This window comes from Pseudomonas sp. LBUM1660 (genome assembly GCF_059695935.1).
In genome coordinates this window covers 5,091,441-5,111,584 of record NZ_CP166795.1, presented here as the reverse complement: position 1 = coordinate 5,111,584, position 20,144 = coordinate 5,091,441, and the positions used below count along the sequence as shown (strand labels likewise).

16 protein-coding genes and 1 pseudogene are annotated in these 20,144 nt (G+C 59.4%); 9 read left to right on the top strand and 8 right to left on the bottom strand.

The window, feature by feature from the left end; translation table 11 throughout:
* Nucleotides 1-2: 2 nt before the first annotated feature.
* The 5 genes from ACA068_RS23690 to ACA068_RS23670 all read right to left on the bottom strand — a co-directional run bounded on the left by ACA068_RS23690 (nt 3) and on the right by ACA068_RS23670 (nt 8,562).
* Nucleotides 3-395, bottom strand: a complete 393-nt coding sequence (locus ACA068_RS23690; protein ID WP_497305195.1) for a protease inhibitor I42 family protein — start codon at nt 393-395, stop codon at nt 3-5.
* A gap of 188 nt (nt 396-583) precedes the next feature.
* Nucleotides 584-3,001, bottom strand: a complete 2,418-nt coding sequence (gene lon, locus ACA068_RS23685) for an endopeptidase La (RefSeq protein WP_497305193.1) — start codon at nt 2,999-3,001, stop codon at nt 584-586.
* A 674-nt stretch (nt 3,002-3,675) separates the two neighbouring features.
* Nucleotides 3,676-4,053, bottom strand: coding sequence for a DUF6124 family protein (locus ACA068_RS23680; RefSeq protein ID WP_497305192.1), 378 nt, complete (start codon nt 4,051-4,053; stop codon nt 3,676-3,678).
* Between the two features lie 500 nt (nt 4,054-4,553).
* Nucleotides 4,554-6,965 (bottom strand): glucose/quinate/shikimate family membrane-bound PQQ-dependent dehydrogenase, encoded by a 2,412-nt coding sequence (locus tag ACA068_RS23675; RefSeq protein ID WP_497305190.1) that lies wholly within the window; start codon nt 6,963-6,965, stop codon nt 4,554-4,556.
* A 214-nt stretch (nt 6,966-7,179) separates the two neighbouring features.
* Complete coding sequence (locus ACA068_RS23670; RefSeq protein WP_497305189.1) at nt 7,180-8,562, bottom strand: carbohydrate porin; 1,383 nt, start codon at nt 8,560-8,562, stop codon at nt 7,180-7,182.
* A 283-nt stretch (nt 8,563-8,845) separates the two neighbouring features.
* On the opposite strand from ACA068_RS23670, the gene ACA068_RS23665 reads away from it, so the two are divergent.
* Complete coding sequence (locus ACA068_RS23665; protein WP_007903672.1) at nt 8,846-9,076, top strand: VF530 family protein; 231 nt, start codon at nt 8,846-8,848, stop codon at nt 9,074-9,076.
* A 2-nt stretch (nt 9,077-9,078) separates the two neighbouring features.
* On the top strand, nt 9,079-9,729 hold the full coding sequence (locus ACA068_RS23660; RefSeq protein ID WP_497305187.1) for a Pr6Pr family membrane protein: 651 nt from the start codon (nt 9,079-9,081) through the stop codon (nt 9,727-9,729).
* 172 nt (nt 9,730-9,901) lie between these two features.
* Here ACA068_RS23660 and ACA068_RS23655 read toward each other — a convergent pair whose 3' ends face one another.
* Nucleotides 9,902-10,684, bottom strand: a complete 783-nt coding sequence (locus tag ACA068_RS23655) for a siderophore-interacting protein (protein WP_497305186.1) — start codon at nt 10,682-10,684, stop codon at nt 9,902-9,904.
* Nucleotides 10,681-11,259: a PadR family transcriptional regulator gene (locus ACA068_RS23650; RefSeq protein ID WP_497305184.1), complete on the bottom strand. Its 579-nt coding sequence runs from the start codon at nt 11,257-11,259 to the stop codon at nt 10,681-10,683. Before ACA068_RS23650 ends, ACA068_RS23655 begins: the two co-directional genes overlap by 4 nt.
* A gap of 510 nt (nt 11,260-11,769) precedes the next feature.
* Here ACA068_RS23650 and ACA068_RS23645 point away from each other — a divergent pair.
* The 6 genes from ACA068_RS23645 (at nt 11,770) to ACA068_RS23620 (ending at nt 18,362) form a co-directional block, all read left to right on the top strand.
* Nucleotides 11,770-12,261 carry a CS1 type fimbrial major subunit gene (locus tag ACA068_RS23645; RefSeq protein WP_497305183.1) on the top strand — a complete coding sequence of 164 codons (492 nt, stop codon included), beginning with the start codon at nt 11,770-11,772 and terminating at the stop codon, nt 12,259-12,261.
* A 114-nt stretch (nt 12,262-12,375) separates the two neighbouring features.
* Entirely contained in the window at nt 12,376-14,898 is a 2,523-nt protein-coding gene (locus tag ACA068_RS23640) for a TcfC E-set like domain-containing protein (RefSeq protein WP_497305181.1), read from the top strand.
* Nucleotides 14,899-14,936: 38 nt separating this feature from the next.
* On the top strand, nt 14,937-15,677 hold the full coding sequence (locus tag ACA068_RS23635; RefSeq protein ID WP_497305179.1) for a molecular chaperone: 741 nt from the start codon (nt 14,937-14,939) through the stop codon (nt 15,675-15,677).
* Nucleotides 15,678-15,682: 5 nt separating this feature from the next.
* Nucleotides 15,683-16,171, top strand: coding sequence for a CS1 type fimbrial major subunit (locus ACA068_RS23630; protein ID WP_497295855.1), 489 nt, complete (start codon nt 15,683-15,685; stop codon nt 16,169-16,171).
* Nucleotides 16,168-17,430, top strand: coding sequence for a hypothetical protein (locus ACA068_RS23625; protein ID WP_497305178.1), 1,263 nt, complete (start codon nt 16,168-16,170; stop codon nt 17,428-17,430). The genes ACA068_RS23630 and ACA068_RS23625 overlap by 4 nt, the downstream gene beginning before the upstream one ends.
* Before the next feature lie 41 nt (nt 17,431-17,471).
* On the top strand, nt 17,472-18,362 hold the full coding sequence (locus ACA068_RS23620; RefSeq protein ID WP_497305176.1) for a hypothetical protein: 891 nt from the start codon (nt 17,472-17,474) through the stop codon (nt 18,360-18,362).
* A 10-nt stretch (nt 18,363-18,372) separates the two neighbouring features.
* Here the strand turns inward: ACA068_RS23620 and ACA068_RS23615 are convergent, their stop codons facing one another.
* On the bottom strand, nt 18,373-19,569 hold the full coding sequence (locus ACA068_RS23615; RefSeq protein ID WP_497303600.1) for an IS256 family transposase: 1,197 nt from the start codon (nt 19,567-19,569) through the stop codon (nt 18,373-18,375).
* Between the two features lie 107 nt (nt 19,570-19,676).
* Between ACA068_RS23615 and ACA068_RS23610 the strand changes: the two are divergent.
* Nucleotides 19,677-20,129, top strand: a pseudogene (locus tag ACA068_RS23610) (hypothetical protein); the annotation flags it as partial.
* Nucleotides 20,130-20,144 lie beyond the last annotated feature (15 nt).

Here is a 20,144-nt window from a genome sequence, read left to right as displayed (position 1 = left end):
GATCAGTTGACCACGATCGAGCAATCAAAGGTTTTCACTGCCGGCACCTCCGGTGCCCATGGCTGTGAATAGGTCAAACGCAACCGGCCTGTACCGGTGGCAAACGCCTGAAAGCGCCAGGTCGAAATGCCCGCACTGCCGACGATTCCGGCGTCTTCCGGGTTGCTGTACACCTCGGGGCTGAGCGCATGCAACACGCCACCGGCCGAATCCTGGATCGACCAGCGATAGCCCGTGGTCGGGTTGCTCGGCAGGGTCAGGATCAGGTTCTGTCCGTTGCGCATCTGCAGCGGGCATTCGCCTTGTTTTTCCACGGTCACGTTCTGTTTCGGTTGCGTGGCGCAGGCAGCCAGCAGGGAAAGGGCGAGGGGGACAAACAGGCGAGTGGGGGACATAAGGTCAGCGGCTCCGGCGTTCACGACGAACGGCGAGCATAACTGAAGATGAGACAAATTGTGACAACGACGGGGGAGTCGGCGGTGTGAGTGCCGACGTCTTCGCGAGCAAGCCCGCTCCCACAGAGTGTGCGATCCGTAGGAGCGAGGCTGCCCGCGAGGGCGATGGTGAAGGCACTACATGACTATCAGAACAGGATTTTCGCCACATCCGCAAAGCGCTTGGCAAAGTGCACGGTTATCCCTTCCTTCAGATAGTCCGGCAACTCGTCAAAGCTCCCACGGTTAGGCTCCGGCAGGATCAATTCAAAGATCTTCTGCCGCCGCGCCGCGATCACCTTCTCGCGCACCCCGCCAATCGGCAGGACATGCCCGGTCAGCGTCAGCTCTCCTGTCATGGCCACGCCTTTTTTCGGCGCCTGGTTGCGGGCGAGCGAGAGCAGGGCGCTGGCCATGGTCACGCCGGCGCTCGGACCGTCTTTCGGGGTAGCGCCTTCCGGGACGTGCAGGTGGACGAAGGCTTCGTCGAAGAACTTCGGATCACCGCCAAACGACTTCAGGTTGGAGCTGACGTAGCTGTAGGCGATTTCCGCCGACTCCTTCATCACGTCGCCCAGTTGCCCGGTGAGTTTGAAGCCACGGTTGAGCGTGTGAATGCGGGTCGCTTCGATCGGCAGCGTCGCGCCGCCCATGCTGGTCCAGGCCAGCCCGGTGATGACGCCGGTGCCGGACAGCACTTGCTCGTTACGGAACACCGGATGGCCGAGCGAGGCTTCGAGGTCTTTCGGACCGATTTTGATCACCGCTTTCGGCTCGTCGATCAATTTCACCACGGCTTTGCGCACCAGTTTGCCCAGTTCCTTTTCCAAGTGGCGCACGCCGGCTTCACGGGCATAACCGTCGATCAAGGCTTTCAACGCGCTGTCGCTGATGCTCAGACTGCCTTTGGACACGCCGGCCTTTTCCAGCTGCTTGGGCCACAGGTGGCGCTTGGCGATGGCGATTTTTTCTTCGGTGATGTAACCCGACAGGCGAATTACTTCCATCCGGTCCAGCAATGGGCCGGGAATCGAGTCCAGGGTGTTGGCGGTGCAGACGAACAGCACTTTCGACAGGTCCAGACGCAGGTCCAGGTAGTGGTCGAGGAATTCGACGTTCTGTTCCGGGTCCAGCGTTTCCAGCAGCGCCGAGGCTGGGTCGCCCTGGTAGCTTTGGCCCATCTTGTCGATTTCGTCGAGCATGATCACCGGGTTCATCACTTCGACGTCTTTCAACGCCTGCACGAGTTTGCCCGGCTGCGCGCCGATGTAGGTGCGGCGGTGGCCCTTGATCTCGGCTTCGTCGCGCATGCCGCCGAGGCTGAAGCGGTAGAACGGCCGGCCGAGTGATTCGGCGATGGACTTGCCAACGCTGGTTTTACCCACGCCCGGCGGGCCGACCAGCAGGACGATGGAGCCGCTGATCTCGCCTTTATAGGCACCGACCGCGAGGAACTCGAGGATGCGGTCCTTGATGTCGTCGAGGCCAGCGTGGTGTTTGTCGAGCACCTTGCGCGCGTGCTTGAGGTCGAGTTTGTCCTCGCCGTACACGCCCCACGGCACCGAGGTCGCCCAGTCGAGGTAATTGCGGGTGACCGCGTACTCCGGCGAACCGGTCTCGAGGATCGACAGCTTGTTCATTTCCTCTTCGATGCGTTTTTGCGCCTGGGCCGACAGGACTTTGCCTTTCAGGCGCTGCTCGAACTGTTCGATGTCGGCGCTGCGGTCGTCTTTGGTCAGGCCCAGCTCTTGCTGGATGACCTTGAGTTGTTCTTTGAGGAAGAACTCGCGCTGATGCTCGCCGATCTTGCGGTTAACTTCAGCGGAAATCTCTTTCTGCAATCGCGCGACTTCGACTTCCTTGCGCAGCATCGGCAGGACTTTTTCCATGCGCTTGAGCATCGGCACGCAGTCGAGCACTTCTTGCAGTTCGCTGCCGGTGGCCGAGGTCAATGCGGCGGCGAAGTCGGTCAGCGGCGACGGATCATTGGGGCTGAAGCGGTTGAGGTAGTTTTTCAGCTCTTCGCTGTACAGCGGGTTGAGCGGCAGCAGTTCCTTGATCGCGTTGATCAGCGCCATGCCGTAGGCCTTGACCTCGTCGGTCGGCTCGGTGGGCTGGTGCGGGTATTCGACTTCCACCAGGTACGGCGGGCGATGGTGCTTGAGCCAGGTTTTGATGCGCACCCGGGTCAGGCCTTGGGCGACGAATTGCAGTTTGCCGTTTTCGCGACTGGCGTGGTGCACTTTGACCAGGGTGCCGTACAGCGGCAGGGCCGAGGTGTCGAAATGGCGCGGGTCTTCCTGGGGCGTGTCCATGTAGAACAGGGCCAGGGAGTGGTGGTCGGATTTGCTGACCAGATCCAGGGTTTCAGCCCACGGTTCTTCATTGACGATGACCGGCAGCACTTGGGCCGGGAAGAACGGGCGGTTGTGGATCGGGATGATGTAGACCTTGTCCGGCAGGTTCTGGCCGGGCAGGGCGAGGCCTTTGCCGGTGGAGTGGTGTTCGGCGTTCTCTGGGTCGGCGTATTCGCTCGGGTCTTCGGGGAATTCTTGCTGGTCGCTCATGGGGCACCTGCGCAATGGGGTATGGGTCTTAGATGGGGCAGGTGGGGGGTGGTTTCAATGGCGGGGGATATTTCTGGGTGTGTGTTCAGGGTTTGGACAGGTGCTTTTGACTTGGCGGCCTTTGGGCCGACCATGTTCTTGGTGGTTGTGTGCATATCCGTTTCTGCGGTAACGGCGGCTGGTGGTTTCGCCCTTACGGCGACTCACTTTTTTTACAAACGCCTAAAAAAAGTAAGCAAAAAAACGCTCGCCCCAAGCGTCCGGCCCCTCGCTTGGGCTCGGCGTACCTTCGCTCCGGTATCCATCCGGGGACACTGCCCTCCGGTCTGCTTCGCGACGACCTACATGCAGCGTGTTCGACTGCGTCGAACGGCGCTACGCGCCACTCCCCGGATGAACACCTCCACTCTGCCTCCCGAAAGGGGCGGGTGGATCAAGATCAAGAGCTGCAGGCGAGCTAACGCTCGGCCTGTTGAGTGGTGAGAAGCGGATGTACGCCGGGCCCTTGTAGGAGCGAGGCTTGCCCGCGAAGGCGGCCTGACAGCCGACCATTATCTTGCTGATCCACCCAATTCAATTGTGGGAGTGAGCCTGCTCGCGATGGCGGAGAGTCAGACGACATTGATGTTGAATGACACACCGCCTTCGCGGGCAAGCCTCGCTCCTACAGGGGATCAGCTGTGCGGTTGAGGTTTTGGTAGGGCGACGTTATCCAACATCCGATTCACCGCCAGTTCGGCCAGCATGACGATCTGCTGAATCGCCATCGCCTTGTGCCGGTGTAGGCCTTCCAGATAGTCCGCGAAATCACTCGCCATCACACTGGCCTGGGCCAACGATTCGCAGGTGTGGGCCAGCAGGTCTTCGTCTTTGATATCCGGCGCAACCAAAAACATCGTGCTGGGTTTGCGGGTAGCGGGGGATTTGAGGGCGGCGGGATTGAGGTAGTGATCCAGCGCGCGTTCGGCGGCTTCGTTGAGTTTTTTGGAATCGAGGGATTCGTAGGGGGAAACGTCGTCGGTTTGCGGGGGATTCGGGGTTTCTTTGAACATGGTGAAGCTCCATTCGGGGACAGGGAGTCCGCAACGACTGCGACCAAGCAGTTGGGTGGCGAACCGTACGCAGGTTGGTCGACCAGGGAATGGAACCCGGCAGGGCCGAAGCCCTCCCACGCACAGCTCGCCATGAAGCAAGCACGAAAAGTGCGCCATTCTAAACCTGGGCGACCAAACCCGGCCGCTGAATTTGCAGCGACCACAAAAGCCTATCCCTCCGGCTTCTGACACGACAACCGATAGAACTTGTCGGAATCCTCCTCCAGAACAGCAACGGCTGTAGGACGTACGCACAGTTTCTTCAGGCCAACCGAGGTCAAATGTGGGAGCGGGCTTGCTCGCGAAGGCTGTTTAACATTCAACATAGAAGTTGTTTGAAACACCGCTTTCGCGAGCAAGCCCGCTCCCACATTGGATCTGCAGTGTGGCGAAAATGGCGGCCACAAAAAAGGCGACTCCCTCGCAGGAGTCGCCTTTCCTTCAACCGCCGCTACAACTTATTCCGACAGTTTGTACGCAATCACATAGTCACCTTGCTTGGTGCCCAGCGACCCGTGACCGCCAGCAACGACGAGCACGTATTGCTTGCCGTCCTTGCCGGTGTAGGTCATCGGCGTGGTTTGCGCGCCGGCGGGCAGGCGGCCTTCCCACAGTTGCTTGCCGTTTTTCACGTCATAGGCGCGCAGGTACTGGTCGAGGGTGCCGCTCAGGAAGCCAACGCCGCCAGCAGTGACGAAGGTACCGCCCAGGCTAGGCACTCCCATGCTCAGCGGGATCGGAACTGGCGAGCTGTCGCGCACGGTGCCGTTTTTGTGTTTCCAGATGATTTTGCTGGTGGTCAGGTCGACCGCAGCCACATAACCCCAGGCGGGCGCCTGGCATGGCAGGCCCACAGGCGAGAGCAGGGGTTCGAGGATGACGCCGTAGGGCGCACCTTTGTTTGGCTGCACGCCTTCGGTTTCGCTTTTACGCGGGCCTTGGGCGGCGATTTCGGCGGCCGGGATCATTTTCGATTTGAACGCCATGTAGTCCGGGTTCATGAAAGCAATCTGACGCACCGGGTCAACCGAGATGCCGCCCCAGTCGAACACGCCGAAGTTGCCTGGATACACGATCGAACCTTGCAGCGATGGCGGCGTGAACGGGCCTTCGTAGCGCATGGATTTGAAGTCGATCCGGCAGATCAGTTGGTCGAACGGGGTCACGCCCCACATGTCGCGCTCTTGCAGCGGCGGCGGCATCAGGTTGAGGTCGGATTTCGGTTGGGTCGGCGAGGTGTGATCGCCTTCGACAGCACCCTGGGGAACGGGCACTTCGTTGATCGGCACGATCGCCTTGCCGGTGCTGCGGTCCAGCACGTAGATGCTGCCTTGCTTGGTGGAGACGAGTACCGCTGGCTTTACGCCGTCAGCGGTTTTCAGGTCCATCAGGGTTGGCTGGCCGCCGACGTCCATGTCCCAGAGGTCATGGTGGGTGAGCTGCATGTGCCAGCGCACCTGGCCGGTTGCGATGTCGAGGGCGGTCAGGCCGGCGGCGTGCAGTTCCGATTCAGGGGTGCGATCGCCACCGAACTGATCCGGGGTCTGGTTGCCCATCGGCAGGTAAAGCATGCCGAGTTTTTCGTCGACGGCGAACATGGACCACATGTTCGGCGAGTTACGGGTGTAGACCTGGCCTTCGGCGATCGGCGTGGTGTCGTCCGGGTTGCCGCTGTCCCAGTTCCACACCAGTTTGCCGGTGTGCACGTCGAACGCGCGGATCACGCCGCTAGGCTCGTCGGTGGAGACGTTGTCGGTGACGTGGCCGCCTATCACCACCAGGTCTTTAGTGACCGCTGGAGGCGAGGTGGAGTAGTAACCGCCGGCGTTGAAGCCGCCGATGTTGGCGCGCAGGTCGACCTGGCCTTTGTCGCCGAAGTCTTCGCACATCTTGCCGGTGTCGGCGTCGAGGGCGATCAGGCGGGTGTCGGCAGTCGGCAGGAAAATCCGGCGTGGGCAAACGGTGCTGATCGGTGCGGGGCTGGCGCTGCCGGTCGGGCTTTGCTCAGACGCGTAGGCGGCATCATCGTGATAGGTCACACCACGGCAGGTCATGTGCGCCCAACCCTTGAAGTTCGCCGCGTTTTGCGTGGAGAGCTTCGGATCGAACCGCCAGATTTCCTTGCCGGTGTCCGGGTCCAGCGCGATCACCTGGCTGTGCGGCGTGCACACGTAGAGCATGCCGTTGACTTTCAGCGGGGTGTTTTCGGCGGTGGTTTCACCTGGGTCGTTCGGCCCTGGCAGGTCACCGGTGCGGTAGGTCCAGGCTGGAACCAGCTTGTTTACGTTTTGCGGAGTGATCTGCGTCAGTGGCGAATAACGATCGCCGTGAGCGCTGCGACCGTAGGAATTCCAGTCACCGTCGGGCATGGCCGGGGCGGTGTTGGTCATGCCGGGGACGTTGTCGCGGTCCAGTTCGCCTTTGATTTCACCGGGGTTGGTGAACTGGCTGGCCAGTGCTGTAACGCCCGCAAGTACCACAGCAACGCTCAACGCGCCGGTGCCCATCGGCGCAGCGCCTTCACGCAGCAACGGACGGCGGAACCACGGCAGCAACATGACGATGCCCAGCGCAAACAGCATCGCCAGACGCGGCACCAGTTGCCACCAATCGAGCCCGACTTCCCACAAGGCCCACACGGTACTGGCGAACAGCACCAGTGCGTAAAGGCCCAGTGCAGCGCGGCGCGCCAACATCAGCAGCACGCCGGTCAGCGTCAGGCCGATACCGGCCAGCAGGTAATACAGCGAGCCGCCGAGCATGCTCAGCTTGATCCCGCCGGCCAGCATGGCCAGGCCCATTAGCAGAAGCAGAATGCCGAGCAGGGTCGGCAGTAGACGGCTTCGACTCAAAGCACCATCAGTGCTCATAGTGTGGTTCTCCGTGACGTTTCAAGTTGTCCCGCGCAAGTTCACTGTAGATGACGATCCTGTGCGGGCATGGTTCAGATAAAAATGGTTCGGCTGACGCGATCCCTGTAGGAGCGAGCCTGCTCGCGAAAGCGGTGGGACAGTCGGCATTGATGCTGAGGCTGACGGCCCCTTCGCGAGCGGGCTCGCTCCTACAGGGGATTTTCGGTGTTGGTTAGAAGGATGACTGGATTTTTATCCCGCCTATCAGCGCGTCATCGACCTTGTCCACGCCACCGGGATGGCGGATGTATTGCAGGTTCGGGCGCACGGTCAGCCAGTTCGTGACGTGCACGCCGTAATAGAGTTCGGCGCTGTATTCGGTGTCCTGGGGCGGCAGGAACGAGGGGTCGTCGTAGTCATACACGGCGCGGGCCTGATTGGTCGCTTCGGCGTTCTTGCGATAGGCCGGGTTGACGTGCACCCGGGCGAGGGCAAAGCCGATGTCGTCTTTGGCGCGAGCATCGAACAAGCCTTTGTAGACGACGCCGGCCTGGACATAGTTGTCGATGGCGTTGGTCTTTTTGTCGTGCATCGTGCCGTTGGCGAACACGCTCAGGCCGCGCGAGTTGTCGCTGGCACGGCTGGTGATTTGCTGCTGCACACCCAGCCACACGCCGTGCTTGCTCGACGCGCTGCGGTAAGCCTCGCCGCTCAGGGCGGCGGGCTGACCATTGCTGTCCTTGTAGGCATCCGTGGCCTTGGCGTTGCTGTAGTAATAACCGGCGCGGTATTCGCCCGGCAGGCCGTTGAGCTTGGGTGACCACACCAGTTCGACCGGCAAAATCGCGCCCTGGGTGCCGCTGCCGCTGAGCTTGAAGCCGTTGTCGCGATCAAGGTTCGACGGGTTCTGTTCATACGCGCCGATTTGCGCGTAGAGCTCCGGCGTCAGGTGGTATTTCACGCGCATCGCCCACTGGCTGACGGGCCAGTTGTACCAGATGCCGCCGACCCAGTTACCGACCTGCGAGCCGCAAAACGCCAGGTTCTGGAAGTCGCACGGGAAACTGTTGAAGTCTTCGCCTTCGCCGAAACGGCCGACCTTGATGTCGAGCTTCTGGTCGAAGAATTTCTGCTGATACCACATCTGCGTCAGGCGCCAGGTCTGCCCACGGCCCCAGACTTCCTGAGCCGAGGTGAAGCCGCCGACGCGCGGGTCGTTGATCCGGTCGTTGCTGATGTTGCTGCCATTGCGCTCGGTGATGGTCAGCTGAAATTCAGCGTCATTCCAGCCGAGGATTTTCTGCAAATCCAGGTGCGTGCCGAAACCAAACTGGTCGCTGTAGCGCGCGGTGCGATCGTGGTCGTAGCCGCCGTGCAGATTGCTGCCCATTTCGCCGGTGTAATCGACTTTGAAGTCGTAGCCTTTTTCCGAAAGTTCGGTGCGCGTGCCGTTCCAGTCGCCGAGCATCCAGGGCGATTCACTATCGAAGGCGGGAGCGGCCTGGGTGCACGTGGCCAGGCTCAACACGGTGAACCCACCGATCAGGTTCAGAGTTTTTCGACCGGCAATAGCGGTGCAGACAGCGCTGTCTCGCGGAGTTGGGAAATCAGGCATAGAGAAGGAATTCTTGATCTTTTTCTGGGGGATGAACGGAAAGCGGCACTATGTCGCGGGAAGATGAAGCGTTTCAGCTTGACGGGCGCAAGGATAGTGTTCTGTTACAAATAGAGAAAGCGCTTTTAGTGACATGAATTATTTCGTATTTGGTAACAGTGCCGGGCAGCGATCTGTTCAAGGTCACCTACATTTACCAGAGAGCGCACAGAGCGCTTCCACCCGGCCACACCCTCGGCTAAGGTGCGCGGCTTCCAATCCTTTCATCGCTCAAAGGCCCGGCATGACCGAACAGAACAACAACCCGCTGCACGGCGTGACGCTGGAGCAAATCCTCAACGCCCTGGTGGAACATTACGAATGGTCAGGCCTGGCCGAGCGCATTGATATCCGCTGTTTCAAGAGTGACCCGAGCATCAAGTCGAGCCTGACCTTCCTGCGCAAAACCCCGTGGGCGCGGGAGAAGGTCGAACGCCTGTACGTGAAGCTGATGCGCACCAAGCGCCCGCTCTGAACATGGGCACCCTGTCTACGCCAGGTTCTGCCGCGAGGCGTCGTTTTGTGGCGGTGGCCGCCGTGCTGGGCTGGGCCGGGCTGGCCATTCAGTTGTACTTGATTCTGTACTCACGCTGGACGCTGCAAGCCAGTTTGCTGGGTGGGCTGCTGAGCTTTTTCAGCTACTTCACCGTGCTGACCAATACGCTGGTGGCGGTGGTGCTGACCTGTGAGTGGACCCCTCGCGAGTCGGCGGCGCGCCGCTGGTTTTTGCAGCCGTGGGTCAGCAGCGCCATTGCCGTGAGCATCGTGGTCGTCGGTCTGGCGTACAGCCTGTTGTTGCGCCACTTGTGGCATCCCGAAGGCTGGCAGTTTCTGGCCGATGAGCTGATGCATGACGTCATGCCGCTGCTGTTTCTGGCGTATTGGTGGTGGTGCGTGCCCAAAGGCACCTTGCGCCTGCGGCATATCGGCCTGTGGGTCATTTATCCGCTGGTGTACTTCGCCTATTCATTGCTGCGCGGGCACGAGTTGGCGGTTTATCCCTATCCGTTCATTGATGTCGGCGTGCTGGGTTATCCACAGGTGTTTTTGAATGCCGCGGGATTGTTGGCGGGGTTTGTGGTGATCGCCTTAATTATTATCGCGTTGGACAGGTGGCGTGGTCGGTGAATACTGAGGGTGATGTGAAGGGCTTTTGTGGCGAGGGAGCTTGCTCCCGCTCGGCTGCGAAGCAGTCGTAAAATCAACATACACGGTGTTTCAGTAAAATTCGGTTGCTGGTTTTAGCACTGCTGCGCAGCGCAACGGGAGCAAGCTCCCTCGCCACACTATCGAGCTGCGATCACTCTTCGTCGCTGTCATCCAGGCGCCAGTAACCCACCGCCTTGACGAATTGCTCGTTCAAACCATGCTCATCGAGCAGCAGCCGGCGAATCTGCCGTGACACCTTGGTCTCGGTCGCCACCCACGCATACAGATTGCCGCTCGGCACTTGCAACTGTTTCACGGTGGTCAGCAGATTGTCTTTGCCTCCCTCGCGCAAGACCCAGATCACATTGACCTGCGCGGCGCTTTCGAGGCGTTGCTGTTCAGCGCCGTTCTCCACTTCCACAATCACCAGGGCACGACGATTGGCCGCCAGACCTTCGAGCCGGCGGGCGATGGCGGGCAGGGCGGTTTCGTCGCCGATCAGCAAATAGCTGTCGAACATGTCCGGTACTATCATCGAGCCGCGCGGCCCGCCGATGTGCAGGAACTGGCCGGGTGTGGCCTGCTCGGCCCAGGTCGAGGCGGGGCCGTCGCCGTGCAGGACGAAATCGATGTCCAGTTCCAGAGTGTCGAGGTCGTAGCGACGCGGCGTGTAGTCACGCATTGCCGGCATCGGCCCGTTGTCTTTGCCGGCACCGAGCACCAGGGTTTCCAGTGCGGCGTGTTCGGCCGCGTTTTGCGGGAACAGCAGCTTGACGTGGTCGTCCGTGCCCAGGCTGACAAAACCCGCCAGCTCCGGGCCGCCCAAGGTAATCCGGCGCATCCGCGGCGTCAGGTCAACCACCCGCAGCACTTGCAGACGACGGCGTTTGATTTCATGCATGACACGGTGAATGGTGTGCACAACGTCAGTCATTCGGCTTTCTCCTGAACGGGTTGAACGACAGGGCCATCGACGATGGCTTTGGCGGTGTTATTGAGCAGGTCGCGAACCCGCAGGATTTCTTCGGGACTCCAGCGGCCGTGATGCATCTGCAAGGCGTGACGCAAGTTGTGCACCGCCTCGTGGATCTCGGCCGGACGATCATGGCCGCGCAACGAGCGCTTGCTGACCTCGATGCGCATCCGCACGCCGTCCAGCGCAATCGCCTGTTCGGTTAATGACAGACGTCCGGCGTCGGTGATGGTGTAGCGCTTTTTGCCGCCTTCGGCGTCGCCCAGGATCATTTCGCTTTCTTCGAGAAAGGTCAGGGTCGGGTAGATCACGCCGGGGCTGGGGCAGTAGGCGCCGTCGAACATGCTTTCGATCTGGCGGATCAGGTCATAGCCGTGGCAGGGCTGCTCGGCAATCAATGCCAACAGCAGCAGTTTCAGATCGCCGGGGGCGAACACCCGGGGGCCGCGGCCACCGCGTTCCCGCCCGGGGCCGGGGCGTTTCTCGAAGCCGTCGCGGCTATCGTTGTGGTCTCGGTGGGAATGATGGTCTCTCATTTTTGCGTCTTCTCTCGTCGTGTTTAGATACAACTTAAGATATATCGCAAGGCTTGCGCAAGGGTTCTTGACCAACGGTTCGCCTCGGTCGCCGCTTCGGAGCCAGACGCAATCAGCACGAGGAGTGATGCATGGGTTGCTCTTTTAGAGTAATTAAACTAATCATGGAAGTTCATCGATTTATAATTATTCCACTATCATGAGATAAGTAGGCCCGGTCTTACGGAAGTTTTATTAGTTTATATCTGTGTGCTTTTTCAGTTAGATCTGTGTGTAGTATTTTTCTGAGGGTAAAACAATCAAGTTGGCGTTTTTTTAACTTTTTTCCTATTGTTCGAAAGCCATTGTTACTACATGTTCTTCGGAAGTTACGTACTTACTTTTTCAAGAGATTGGACGATCATTTTCTGGCGTCGAAAGTTAAGCGAAATCGCCATCAGTGCGAGGGGTTAAGTTCGCTTGTTTAGACTTTTCTCGGCCCAATCCTTTGAAAAAGACAGGTACTCAATAATGTTCAAGAAGTTTGCAATCGCCGTTCCGATGACCCTCCTGGCCCTGAGCGCTTCGATGGCGTTCGCTGCTGAAGAATCGCGCACCTCCATCAACATTACAGCGGATATCCCAAGCAAGGTCTTCCATGCCCAGCCTGTGAACCCGGATTTTGGTAAAGACGAGAAAATGCAATACCTCATTGGGGTCGGCGACCTGACAGAGGTCCGTGGCACCTACAATATTCAACACACCAATGGCTCGGTTGGCGCTTATATCGTCGGCGGTCCTACCCCGCTGTTCAACGGTAATCCAACCTTGAACATTCCTCTGACGTACACCTTCAATGGCAAGGAGCTGACTGCCGATTCCCAGGAAGTGGTAGGTGACGTCGAGTCCAACGGTGGCATGCGCGCCGACCTGGTCATCAAGGCCGCGAAGCCGACCAACGCCCAGGTGGGTCTCTACACCGCCAACCCGGTCGTCATCTTTGATGCCATTCCGCGCATCTAAACCACGGCGCGTTCTGTAAGTAAGTTCCGTCTTACTTGGCAACGTTCACCGATCGATAGGGTTGCGTCCTTGTCGATCGGGTTTCAACGAATTTATCTTCAGAGTATTTCGTTCATGTTCCCGATGACTCCCATCGCGACGGCGCTTGCCCTATGTTTTTGTGCAACTGCCCTGGCCGCGCCAGCGGACAACGGCCACACACCCCGAAGTTTGCTTGCGCAAGCCAAGGGGCTACCGAGCGAGTTCGAAGAGCACTTCTTTGATGTGCCGCTGGCGGTGCGAGTGGAACTTGACCAACAGTTTCTCGGTGAGGCGATGGTCGTGTTGACTCGCGATGATCGCATCACCCTCGTTGACTTCGCCGATGTCAGCGACAGCACGATCAAACCCAGCGAGCGTGACATCTGGGCCAACTACCTGAAACAAGGTGTGGTACTAGGCGCCTGCCAGGCCAATTGCCCCGAACAATTGCTGGCCGTGCACTACAGCCTGGAAAACTCGCTGGTGTCGATCCTCACCGAAAACGCCGAGCGCGATGATCAGGTGCAGCTCTATTACAACCAGCCTGAAGGCGGCAGCACCGGGTTGATCGTGCGCAACCAGCTGAACCTCAACGGCGGCCAGAACCAGAACCTCGGTGGTCGCTACGGTCTGGAAGCGAGCAGCAGCCTGGGCAACTGGACCCAGGCGGTGAACATGCAGTTGTCCCGCCTGGGTGGTGTGGACAACCAGACGTATCACGCTGTGCACGAGCTCTTCACCCAGCGCGAACTGGAAGGCAGTTTCCTGCGCCTGGGCTTGTTCACACCCACCTCGGAAGGCTTGACCCGCCAGCCACGCTCCTTTGGCGCCAGCCCCGACACCGCGCTGGGCGTTATGTACGGCAGCTCCGACAGCCTGGCCATCAACAACCCGAAACCGGCGGTGTACCCGATCTATGTCACGGCCAATCGCCAAGGCTCGGTGGAGATCTATCGCGACGGCTTGCTGATCAACACTCAAGCAATGCCGGCCGGTTTGCAGACGCTTGATACGCGACCCTTGCCCGGCGGCATCTATGAAGTCGAAGTGCGGCTGATCGAAGACGGCCAGATCACTTCCAGCACTCAGGAACTGGTCTACAAACCCAACAACTGGAGCAATCATGACGAGCGCTGGCGCTACAACCTGTTCGCCGGGCGTGAATCGAAGATGCTCAGCAACTGGGATGAGCAGGCCGACGGCGACATGACCGCTGGCGCCGCGTTCAACTTCCTGCTGCACCCACGGGTGATCCTCGGCCTGTCGGGTCGGCAAGTGAAAGACACCCTGCAGTACGGCACGTCGGTCGACTGGGCCATCGTCAACAACGCCAGCGTCTTTGCCAACGTCTACAAGACTCAGGACTACGGCACCGGTTTTGACGTGCAGGGGCTTTACTCCTACGGCAGCGGCAGCATCGTCGCCAGCCATAACCGCAGTTGGCTCGACACCACGCGGCTCTACGACACCCTGCCCGACGGCACGCGCGTGCGGCAGCGCAACGTATGTATCGGCCAGACCAGCAACTCGTCGTTATCGGTGAATCATCGACTCACCAGCAAAAGTTCGGTCAATGCCCGGGTGTCCCACAGTGAAGGCAACACCGAAGGCGTCGGCGTGGATCTGGGCTGGAGCCAGCGCGCGCAACTGTTCGGCAGCGATGCCAATTGGCGCCTGTCACTGTTCGACAGACCGGGCAGTTTCAGCTCGGGGAATGATCGAAATCGCGGGCTTGATCTGAGCGTGAGCATCGCGCTGGGTGGTCCGGGAGAACAGCTGTCCGGCAGCATCGGCACCCGTACCGATCGTGACGGCGGGCGCGACAACAATGCCTCGATCACTTACCGCAAAGACTTGCAGGACCACCTGCTGCAAAGCGTTTCCGCCACGGCCATCACCGACACCTATGGCATCGGTTTGAATGCGCTGGCGACGATGCAATCGGACCTGGCCAACGCTGACGGTTTTATCCAGCGCTCCTCTTACAACAACGACCTCACCGGCGGCCTCAACCTCGACAGCACCGTGGCGGTCGGTGGGCAGAAAATGATCGTGACCAGCCAATACCACCGCAACGGCGCGGGCATGATCATCGATGTCGAGTCCGACATCGACGACATCACGTTGCGCGCCGACGATTTGAGCGGCGGCAGCGCGGTCCTCAAGCCCGGACGCAATTTCGTGCCGATCACGGCTTACAAAAGCAGCTCCGTCAGTTTCGATTTCGAAGGCAGCCACGTGCCTGCCGCGACCATCCAGCCGGCCCGTTCCAGCTATCACCTGAACAAGGGCGGCGTGGATTATCGCCAGATCCGTGTGATGCGAACCCTTACCGTCCTTGGCCGCCTGATCGACCCCCAGGGCAAGCCGCTCAAGGGCCATCACATCATCAACCACGCCAGCCGTGGAGTGAGTGAAGTGGACGGCTTCTTCTCCATGGAAATGAACGCCGGCTCTCCGACCCTGGAAGTGCGCCACGGCAACCAGTTGCTATGCCAGTTCCGTCTGGACCCGAGCAATGGCCGCACGGAAAACAATGTGCTGATGATCGGCGATCTGCGTTGCACGCCGGATACGTTGGCGGACCTGACGCTCGAGACGCCGACGGCAGGTTGATGCCCGGCACCACGCACTTTTTTATGAGGTAAATGACGATGAAACGTCGGTTGGCACTGATTGGTTTTTGTTTGTTCACCCAGACGGCGCACGCCGTGCCGAGCATCAATATCGGCACGGTTTACGACTACCTGGACGGCGACAAAAGTACCTTTTTGAAACGCGTCTACAACGGCGGCGACAGCACCGCCTTCGTCAAGGTCAACATCCTTGAAATCCTCTACGACGCCGATGGCAAATCCCGGGAAGTGCCGCTCCAGTCCAATGCCGACGGCAAATCCCGGGATGGCTTGATGGCCAGCCCGGCGCGGCTGATCGTGCCCGCCAGTGGCATGCAAGGCACGCGATTGCTGTACATGGGGGAGCGCGACAAGGAGCGCTATTTCCGCGTGCGTTTCGTGCCGGTGGTGCCCGAGAAGGAAGACGAATTTGCGGTCTCCGGCGAGGAACGTGAGGAATACAAGAAAGCCCTGTCCGCCGGGGTCACGGTGCTGGCCGGTTATGGCGCGGTGTTTTTCGTTCGCCCCAAGGACCCGCGCTACGCCAGCGTGATCGAAAACGAGGCGGCCAGGTACCGGATCCGCAATACCGGCAACACCGTGGTGGTGATCGACGAGTTCAAGGATTGCGCGGTCAAGAACGACCAGGACTGCCAGCCGACCACCAAGCATCACATTCTGGCCGGCCGCAACTTCGAGTTCGAGAAACAGGCAGGCCGCGAGTACCGCTTCACGTTGATTGAAGGCGAGAGCCGCAAGAAACTCGATGTGAAAGGCTGATGACTATGTTCAGAAAACTGACGGTCCTGATGATGTCGGCAATGGCCTGCCATTCAGCGTATGCCGCCCGCGAAGTGCAGCACTTCGAAGTGTTCGTAACGATCCCAAGTCAGGCGTTTTATGTCATTCCCGCAGACCCCGGCTGGATTCACCGCGAACAGCAGTTGCCGTGGAACCTGACGACCTCGACCCTGGGCGGCTTGCGCAAGTATTTCGACGTGAAGAATGAAGCCGGGTCCATCGAAGCTCGCCTTGAGGGCAGGCCGTACTTGTCCAACGGGACGGATGCCCATGACATTGGTTTACGCGTGCTGTTCAACGGCCATGTGCTCAATGAGCTGGACAGTCGCGAGGTGGTGTCGATGAGTGATGCCGCGCCGGGTAAACGGGTGTTGCTGGAGATCGTGCCAATGCCGCCTGTCGATGGGGTTTATAAACCGGGCAGCTATTTTGGCAGCGTGAATATGGTCTTCAATGCGGTACTGCCCAAATGAAGCGTTTATTGAAGAAGCGATCAGTCCGGGCTCGGAATGGGTTTGTATTGACCAGTCTGTTGTGCGCTGTGTTTTCGATGCCTGCAGAGGCGGTGGTGGCAGAGATCACGGCGGAGTTTGTGCCGGATTCGGCCAAACCGCAGAACAATAAATTCGTCAACAAGACGCCCTCTGAGGGGTTCTGTCGTCAAGTTCCAGAGACCTGTGCGCGCTATCAACTTTTCAGTCTTGTCGCGCCTATATTGTTCACGGCCAATGCGCCGATTCTTGCCAATCACGCGGACCCGCGCCAGGGCGGCATGGCCCGGGTACCCTCTGAATGGAGAGAGGTGCGTGTTACACATGAGTCGGGCGATTCAAAAGTGCTTTCCATACGGATCGGGGGTATTGGTCACGAAGCGTCCATTCCCCGTCCAATCACCGACATTACGGGAGGCGGTTGGTGGGATCAGATGTGGCAGGGAGGGGGCTGGGTGTATGCGCCTGCGCCGTGTCTGGGGGTCGGTAACGCGACTGCGGGACCCGTTGGTTACAACAGTTTCTGGAGAGTCCCGGTGGGTGCGGGCGTATGCAGCAAAAAGGCGCTTTTCGACATCCCGATGTCCTTTAAGTATCTGTATTTTGTGTACGCCTATGAATTGCGCACGCCCGATCCACTGAACATGGCCGCGGGTAAATACACAGGCTCCATTACCTACATGGTCGGTCCTCGTCAGGATTTCGACATGGGCGATGTCATGATTCCCAATGACAACCAACTGACCCTCAACTTCTCCCTGGATGTTCGGCACACCCTCAAGGTCGAGATTCCCCTCGGTGGCAATCGCGTCGAACTGGTTCCGCAGGGCGGCTGGCAAGCCTGGCTGACGCAGGGGCGCAAGCCGACGCGGTTGTTTCGCGATCAGACGTTCAATCTCTCTTCGTCGAGCCGCTTCAAGATGAGCCTGGACTGCCAGTACAGCGAAGATGGCAATCGCTGCTCGGTACGCGACGCGGTTTCCGGTCATGTCGTGCCGCTCGACGTCAGCCTGACCCTGCCCAATGGCTTGGTGGATGCCGCCGATCAGCCGGTCAGTCGCCGGCCATTGCGGCGCGACGGCAGTGGTACTGAGTTGTTCCAACCACGCTTTTATGTCGATCGCAAACCGGGAACGTTGCACTTCGAGATTGCGCAGGATCAGGTCGGCGAAATGCTCAAGCCGAATGTGGCCAGGACCTACTCGGGCCTTGTCACGGTCATCTGGGATTCGGAAGTTTAGCGGGCGCCAGAAGGATTAATTCAGCAAGGCTGAGCATCGACATGGACTTTGAAGGAAAGACAATGCGGTTTCTACGTGGACAATCAATTCGACTTTTGAGATGCCTGGCGTTTGCTGTGTTTGCGCTGCCCGTACAGGCCGCCGTTATGGAGATCGAAGCGGTATTCGAGCCGGATTCATCGAAGCCCAATAAAAACGTGTTCGTCAACATGACGCCGTCCGAGGGTTTTTGCCGACAGATACCGCAAGCCTGTGCGCCCTATAACTTGTTCAGCCTTGTTGCGCCTATTCCATTCACGGCGAATGCGCCCATCCTGGCCAACCATGCGGACCCGCGGCAAGGGGGCATGGCCCGTGTTCCCTCAGACTGGAGAGAAGTGGTGGTCACCCACGAGTCGGGTGATAAGCAAGTGCTTTCCATTCGTATAGGCGGGATCGGGCACGAAGCCGCCATTCCCCGCCCTGTCACTGAACTGACTGGAGGAGGTTGGTGGGATGACTTATGGGTAGGTGGCGGTTGGTCATATGCGCCACCACCCTGTTCAAGTGTGGGTTGGCACTCGGCGGGTCCCTCTGGCTACAACAGTTTCTGGCGAGTCGCCAGAGGGGCGGGCGTGTGCAGCAAGACGGCGAAGTTCGATATTCCGCTTTCTTTTCGCTACCTGTACTTCGTGTTCGCTTATGAGCTGAAAACGCCTGACCCCCTGGCCATGAAATCGGGCAAATACACCGGCACCATGCCGTACACGGTCGGTCCTCGTCAGGACTTCGACATGGGCGATGTCATGATTCCCAATGACAACCAACTGACCCTCAATTTCTCCCTGGATGTTCGGCACACCCTCAAGGTCGAGATTCCCCCTGGTGGCAATCGCGTCGAACTGGGATCGTGTCCCTGGACGTGGTGTAACTCCCGTGTTCTTGGCTGTTGAGTTTGATGCCTCAGTTAATTATGGCTGATAGTTTAGCCGTGGGGTTGTCACTCACCGCCTGGAAGCCTTCCAGCTGCATGTAGCGCTTCTGCAGGCTCCATTCGTCGTTCTGCTCCAGTAGCATGGCGCCGACCAGGCGCACGATGGCGGCGTCGTTGGGGAAGATGCCCACCACGTCGGTTCGCCGCTTGACCTCGGCGTTTAAGCGTTCCAGTGGATTGGTGCTGTGGATCTGTTGCCGGTGGGCCTTGGGAAATGTCATGTGCGCCAGGACTTCGTCCTCGCTGGCATCCATCAGCTGGCTGATTTTCGGGTACTTTTCGCGTAATTGATCCGCCACGACACGCCATTGCCGGCGTGATTCGGCCTCATTGTCCTGGGCAAAGACCGTGCGCAGCAGGGCCGCCACCATGGTGCGCTGGCCTTTGCCCACATGGGCCATGGCATTGCGCATGAAATGGACCCGGCAACGTTGCCAGGTCGCGTTGAGTACCTTAAAGATCGCGGCCTTCAGGCCTTCATGAGCGTCGGAGATCACCAGCTTTACGCCCCGCAGTCCTCGCCGCATCAGGCTGCGCAAAAAATCCGTCCAGAACGGTTCAGCCTCCGAGGGGCCTACGCGCATGCCCAGCACTTCACGACCTCCGTCAGTGTTGACGGCCACGGCGATTATGACGGCGACCGAGACGATCCGTCCGGCCTCCCGCACTTTGACGTACGTCGCATCGATCCACAGATAAGGCCAATCTCCTTCGATGGGGCGATCCAGGAAGGCGTGCACACGCTCATCGATTTCGCCCGCGAGTCGTGAAACCTGGCTTTTGGAAATCCCGGTCATGCCCATGGCCTTGACCAACTCGTCGACCGATCGCGTTGAGACGCCTTGGATGTAGGCCTCCTGAATGACCGCGGCCAAGGCCTTTTCAGCGGTGCGGCGCGGCTCCAGGAAGCCAGGGAAGTAGCTGCCACTGCGCAGCTTGGGGATGCGCAGATCCACGTCACCGGTGCGCGTCTGCCACAAACGGTCCCGATAGCCGTTGCGGCTGTTGGTGCGCTCCATGCTCTTGATGTCGTAGCCGGCGCCGCACAGGCCTTCAACATCGAGTTCCATCATGCGCTGGGCGACAAATTGAATCATTTGCCTGAGCAAATCGACGTCAGCCCCTTTCTCCAGCAGCTCGTTCAGTGAGACAGTAGGTTTGGTCATCGTGGTTCTCCCGGTTCAGGTTAGGTCTTTGCAAACTCAACCTTAGCCAAGAACCACGGTGACCCACTTCTTTCGCCGCAAGGCGCCTTCAGCTGGTTTCAGTTACACCACTTCCAGGGACACGATCCGAACTGGTCCCGCAGGGCGGCTGGCAAGCCTGGCTGACGCAGGGGCGCAAGCCGACGCGGTTGTTTCGCGATCAGACGTTCAATCTCTCTTCGTCGAGCCGCTTCAAGATGAGCCTGGACTGCCAGTACAGCGAAGATGGCAATCGCTGCTCGGTGCGCGACCCGGTTTCAGGTCATGTCGTACCGCTCGACGTCAGTCTGACCTTGCCCAATGGCCTGGTGGATGCCGCCGATCAGCCGGTCAGCCGCCGGCCGTTGCGGCGCGACGGTAGTGGTACCGAGTTGTTCCAGCCACGCTTTTATGTCGATCGCAAGCCGGGAACGTTGCACTTCGAGATTGCGCAGGATCAAGTCGGCGAAATGCTCAAGCCCGGTGTCACCCGAACGTACTCGGGCACTGTCACGGTGATCTGGGATTCGCAAGTGGGTTAAGGGTTGAGCCCTGAT

Bases quoted from the DNA above. Each gene is read 5' to 3' on its own strand.
- ACA068_RS23690 (WP_497305195.1), bottom strand. From the start codon at position 395: ATGTCCCCCACTCGCCTGTTTGTCCCCCTCGCCCTTTCCCTGCTGGCT.
- lon (WP_497305193.1), bottom strand. From the start codon at position 3,001: ATGAGCGACCAGCAAGAATTCCCCGAAGACCCGAGCGAATACGCCGAC.
- ACA068_RS23680 (WP_497305192.1), bottom strand. From the start codon at position 4,053: ATGTTCAAAGAAACCCCGAATCCCCCGCAAACCGACGACGTTTCCCCC.
- ACA068_RS23675 (WP_497305190.1), bottom strand. From the start codon at position 6,965: ATGAGCACTGATGGTGCTTTGAGTCGAAGCCGTCTACTGCCGACCCTG.
- ACA068_RS23670 (WP_497305189.1), bottom strand. From the start codon at position 8,562: ATGCCTGATTTCCCAACTCCGCGAGACAGCGCTGTCTGCACCGCTATT.
- ACA068_RS23665 (WP_007903672.1), top strand. From the start codon at position 8,846: ATGACCGAACAGAACAACAACCCGCTGCACGGCGTGACGCTGGAGCAA.
- ACA068_RS23660 (WP_497305187.1), top strand. From the start codon at position 9,079: ATGGGCACCCTGTCTACGCCAGGTTCTGCCGCGAGGCGTCGTTTTGTG.
- ACA068_RS23655 (WP_497305186.1), bottom strand. From the start codon at position 10,684: ATGACTGACGTTGTGCACACCATTCACCGTGTCATGCATGAAATCAAA.
- ACA068_RS23650 (WP_497305184.1), bottom strand. From the start codon at position 11,259: ATGAGAGACCATCATTCCCACCGAGACCACAACGATAGCCGCGACGGC.
- ACA068_RS23645 (WP_497305183.1), top strand. From the start codon at position 11,770: ATGTTCAAGAAGTTTGCAATCGCCGTTCCGATGACCCTCCTGGCCCTG.
- ACA068_RS23640 (WP_497305181.1), top strand. From the start codon at position 12,376: ATGTTCCCGATGACTCCCATCGCGACGGCGCTTGCCCTATGTTTTTGT.
- ACA068_RS23635 (WP_497305179.1), top strand. From the start codon at position 14,937: ATGAAACGTCGGTTGGCACTGATTGGTTTTTGTTTGTTCACCCAGACG.
- ACA068_RS23630 (WP_497295855.1), top strand. From the start codon at position 15,683: ATGTTCAGAAAACTGACGGTCCTGATGATGTCGGCAATGGCCTGCCAT.
- ACA068_RS23625 (WP_497305178.1), top strand. From the start codon at position 16,168: ATGAAGCGTTTATTGAAGAAGCGATCAGTCCGGGCTCGGAATGGGTTT.
- ACA068_RS23620 (WP_497305176.1), top strand. From the start codon at position 17,472: ATGGACTTTGAAGGAAAGACAATGCGGTTTCTACGTGGACAATCAATT.
- ACA068_RS23615 (WP_497303600.1), bottom strand. From the start codon at position 19,569: ATGACCAAACCTACTGTCTCACTGAACGAGCTGCTGGAGAAAGGGGCT.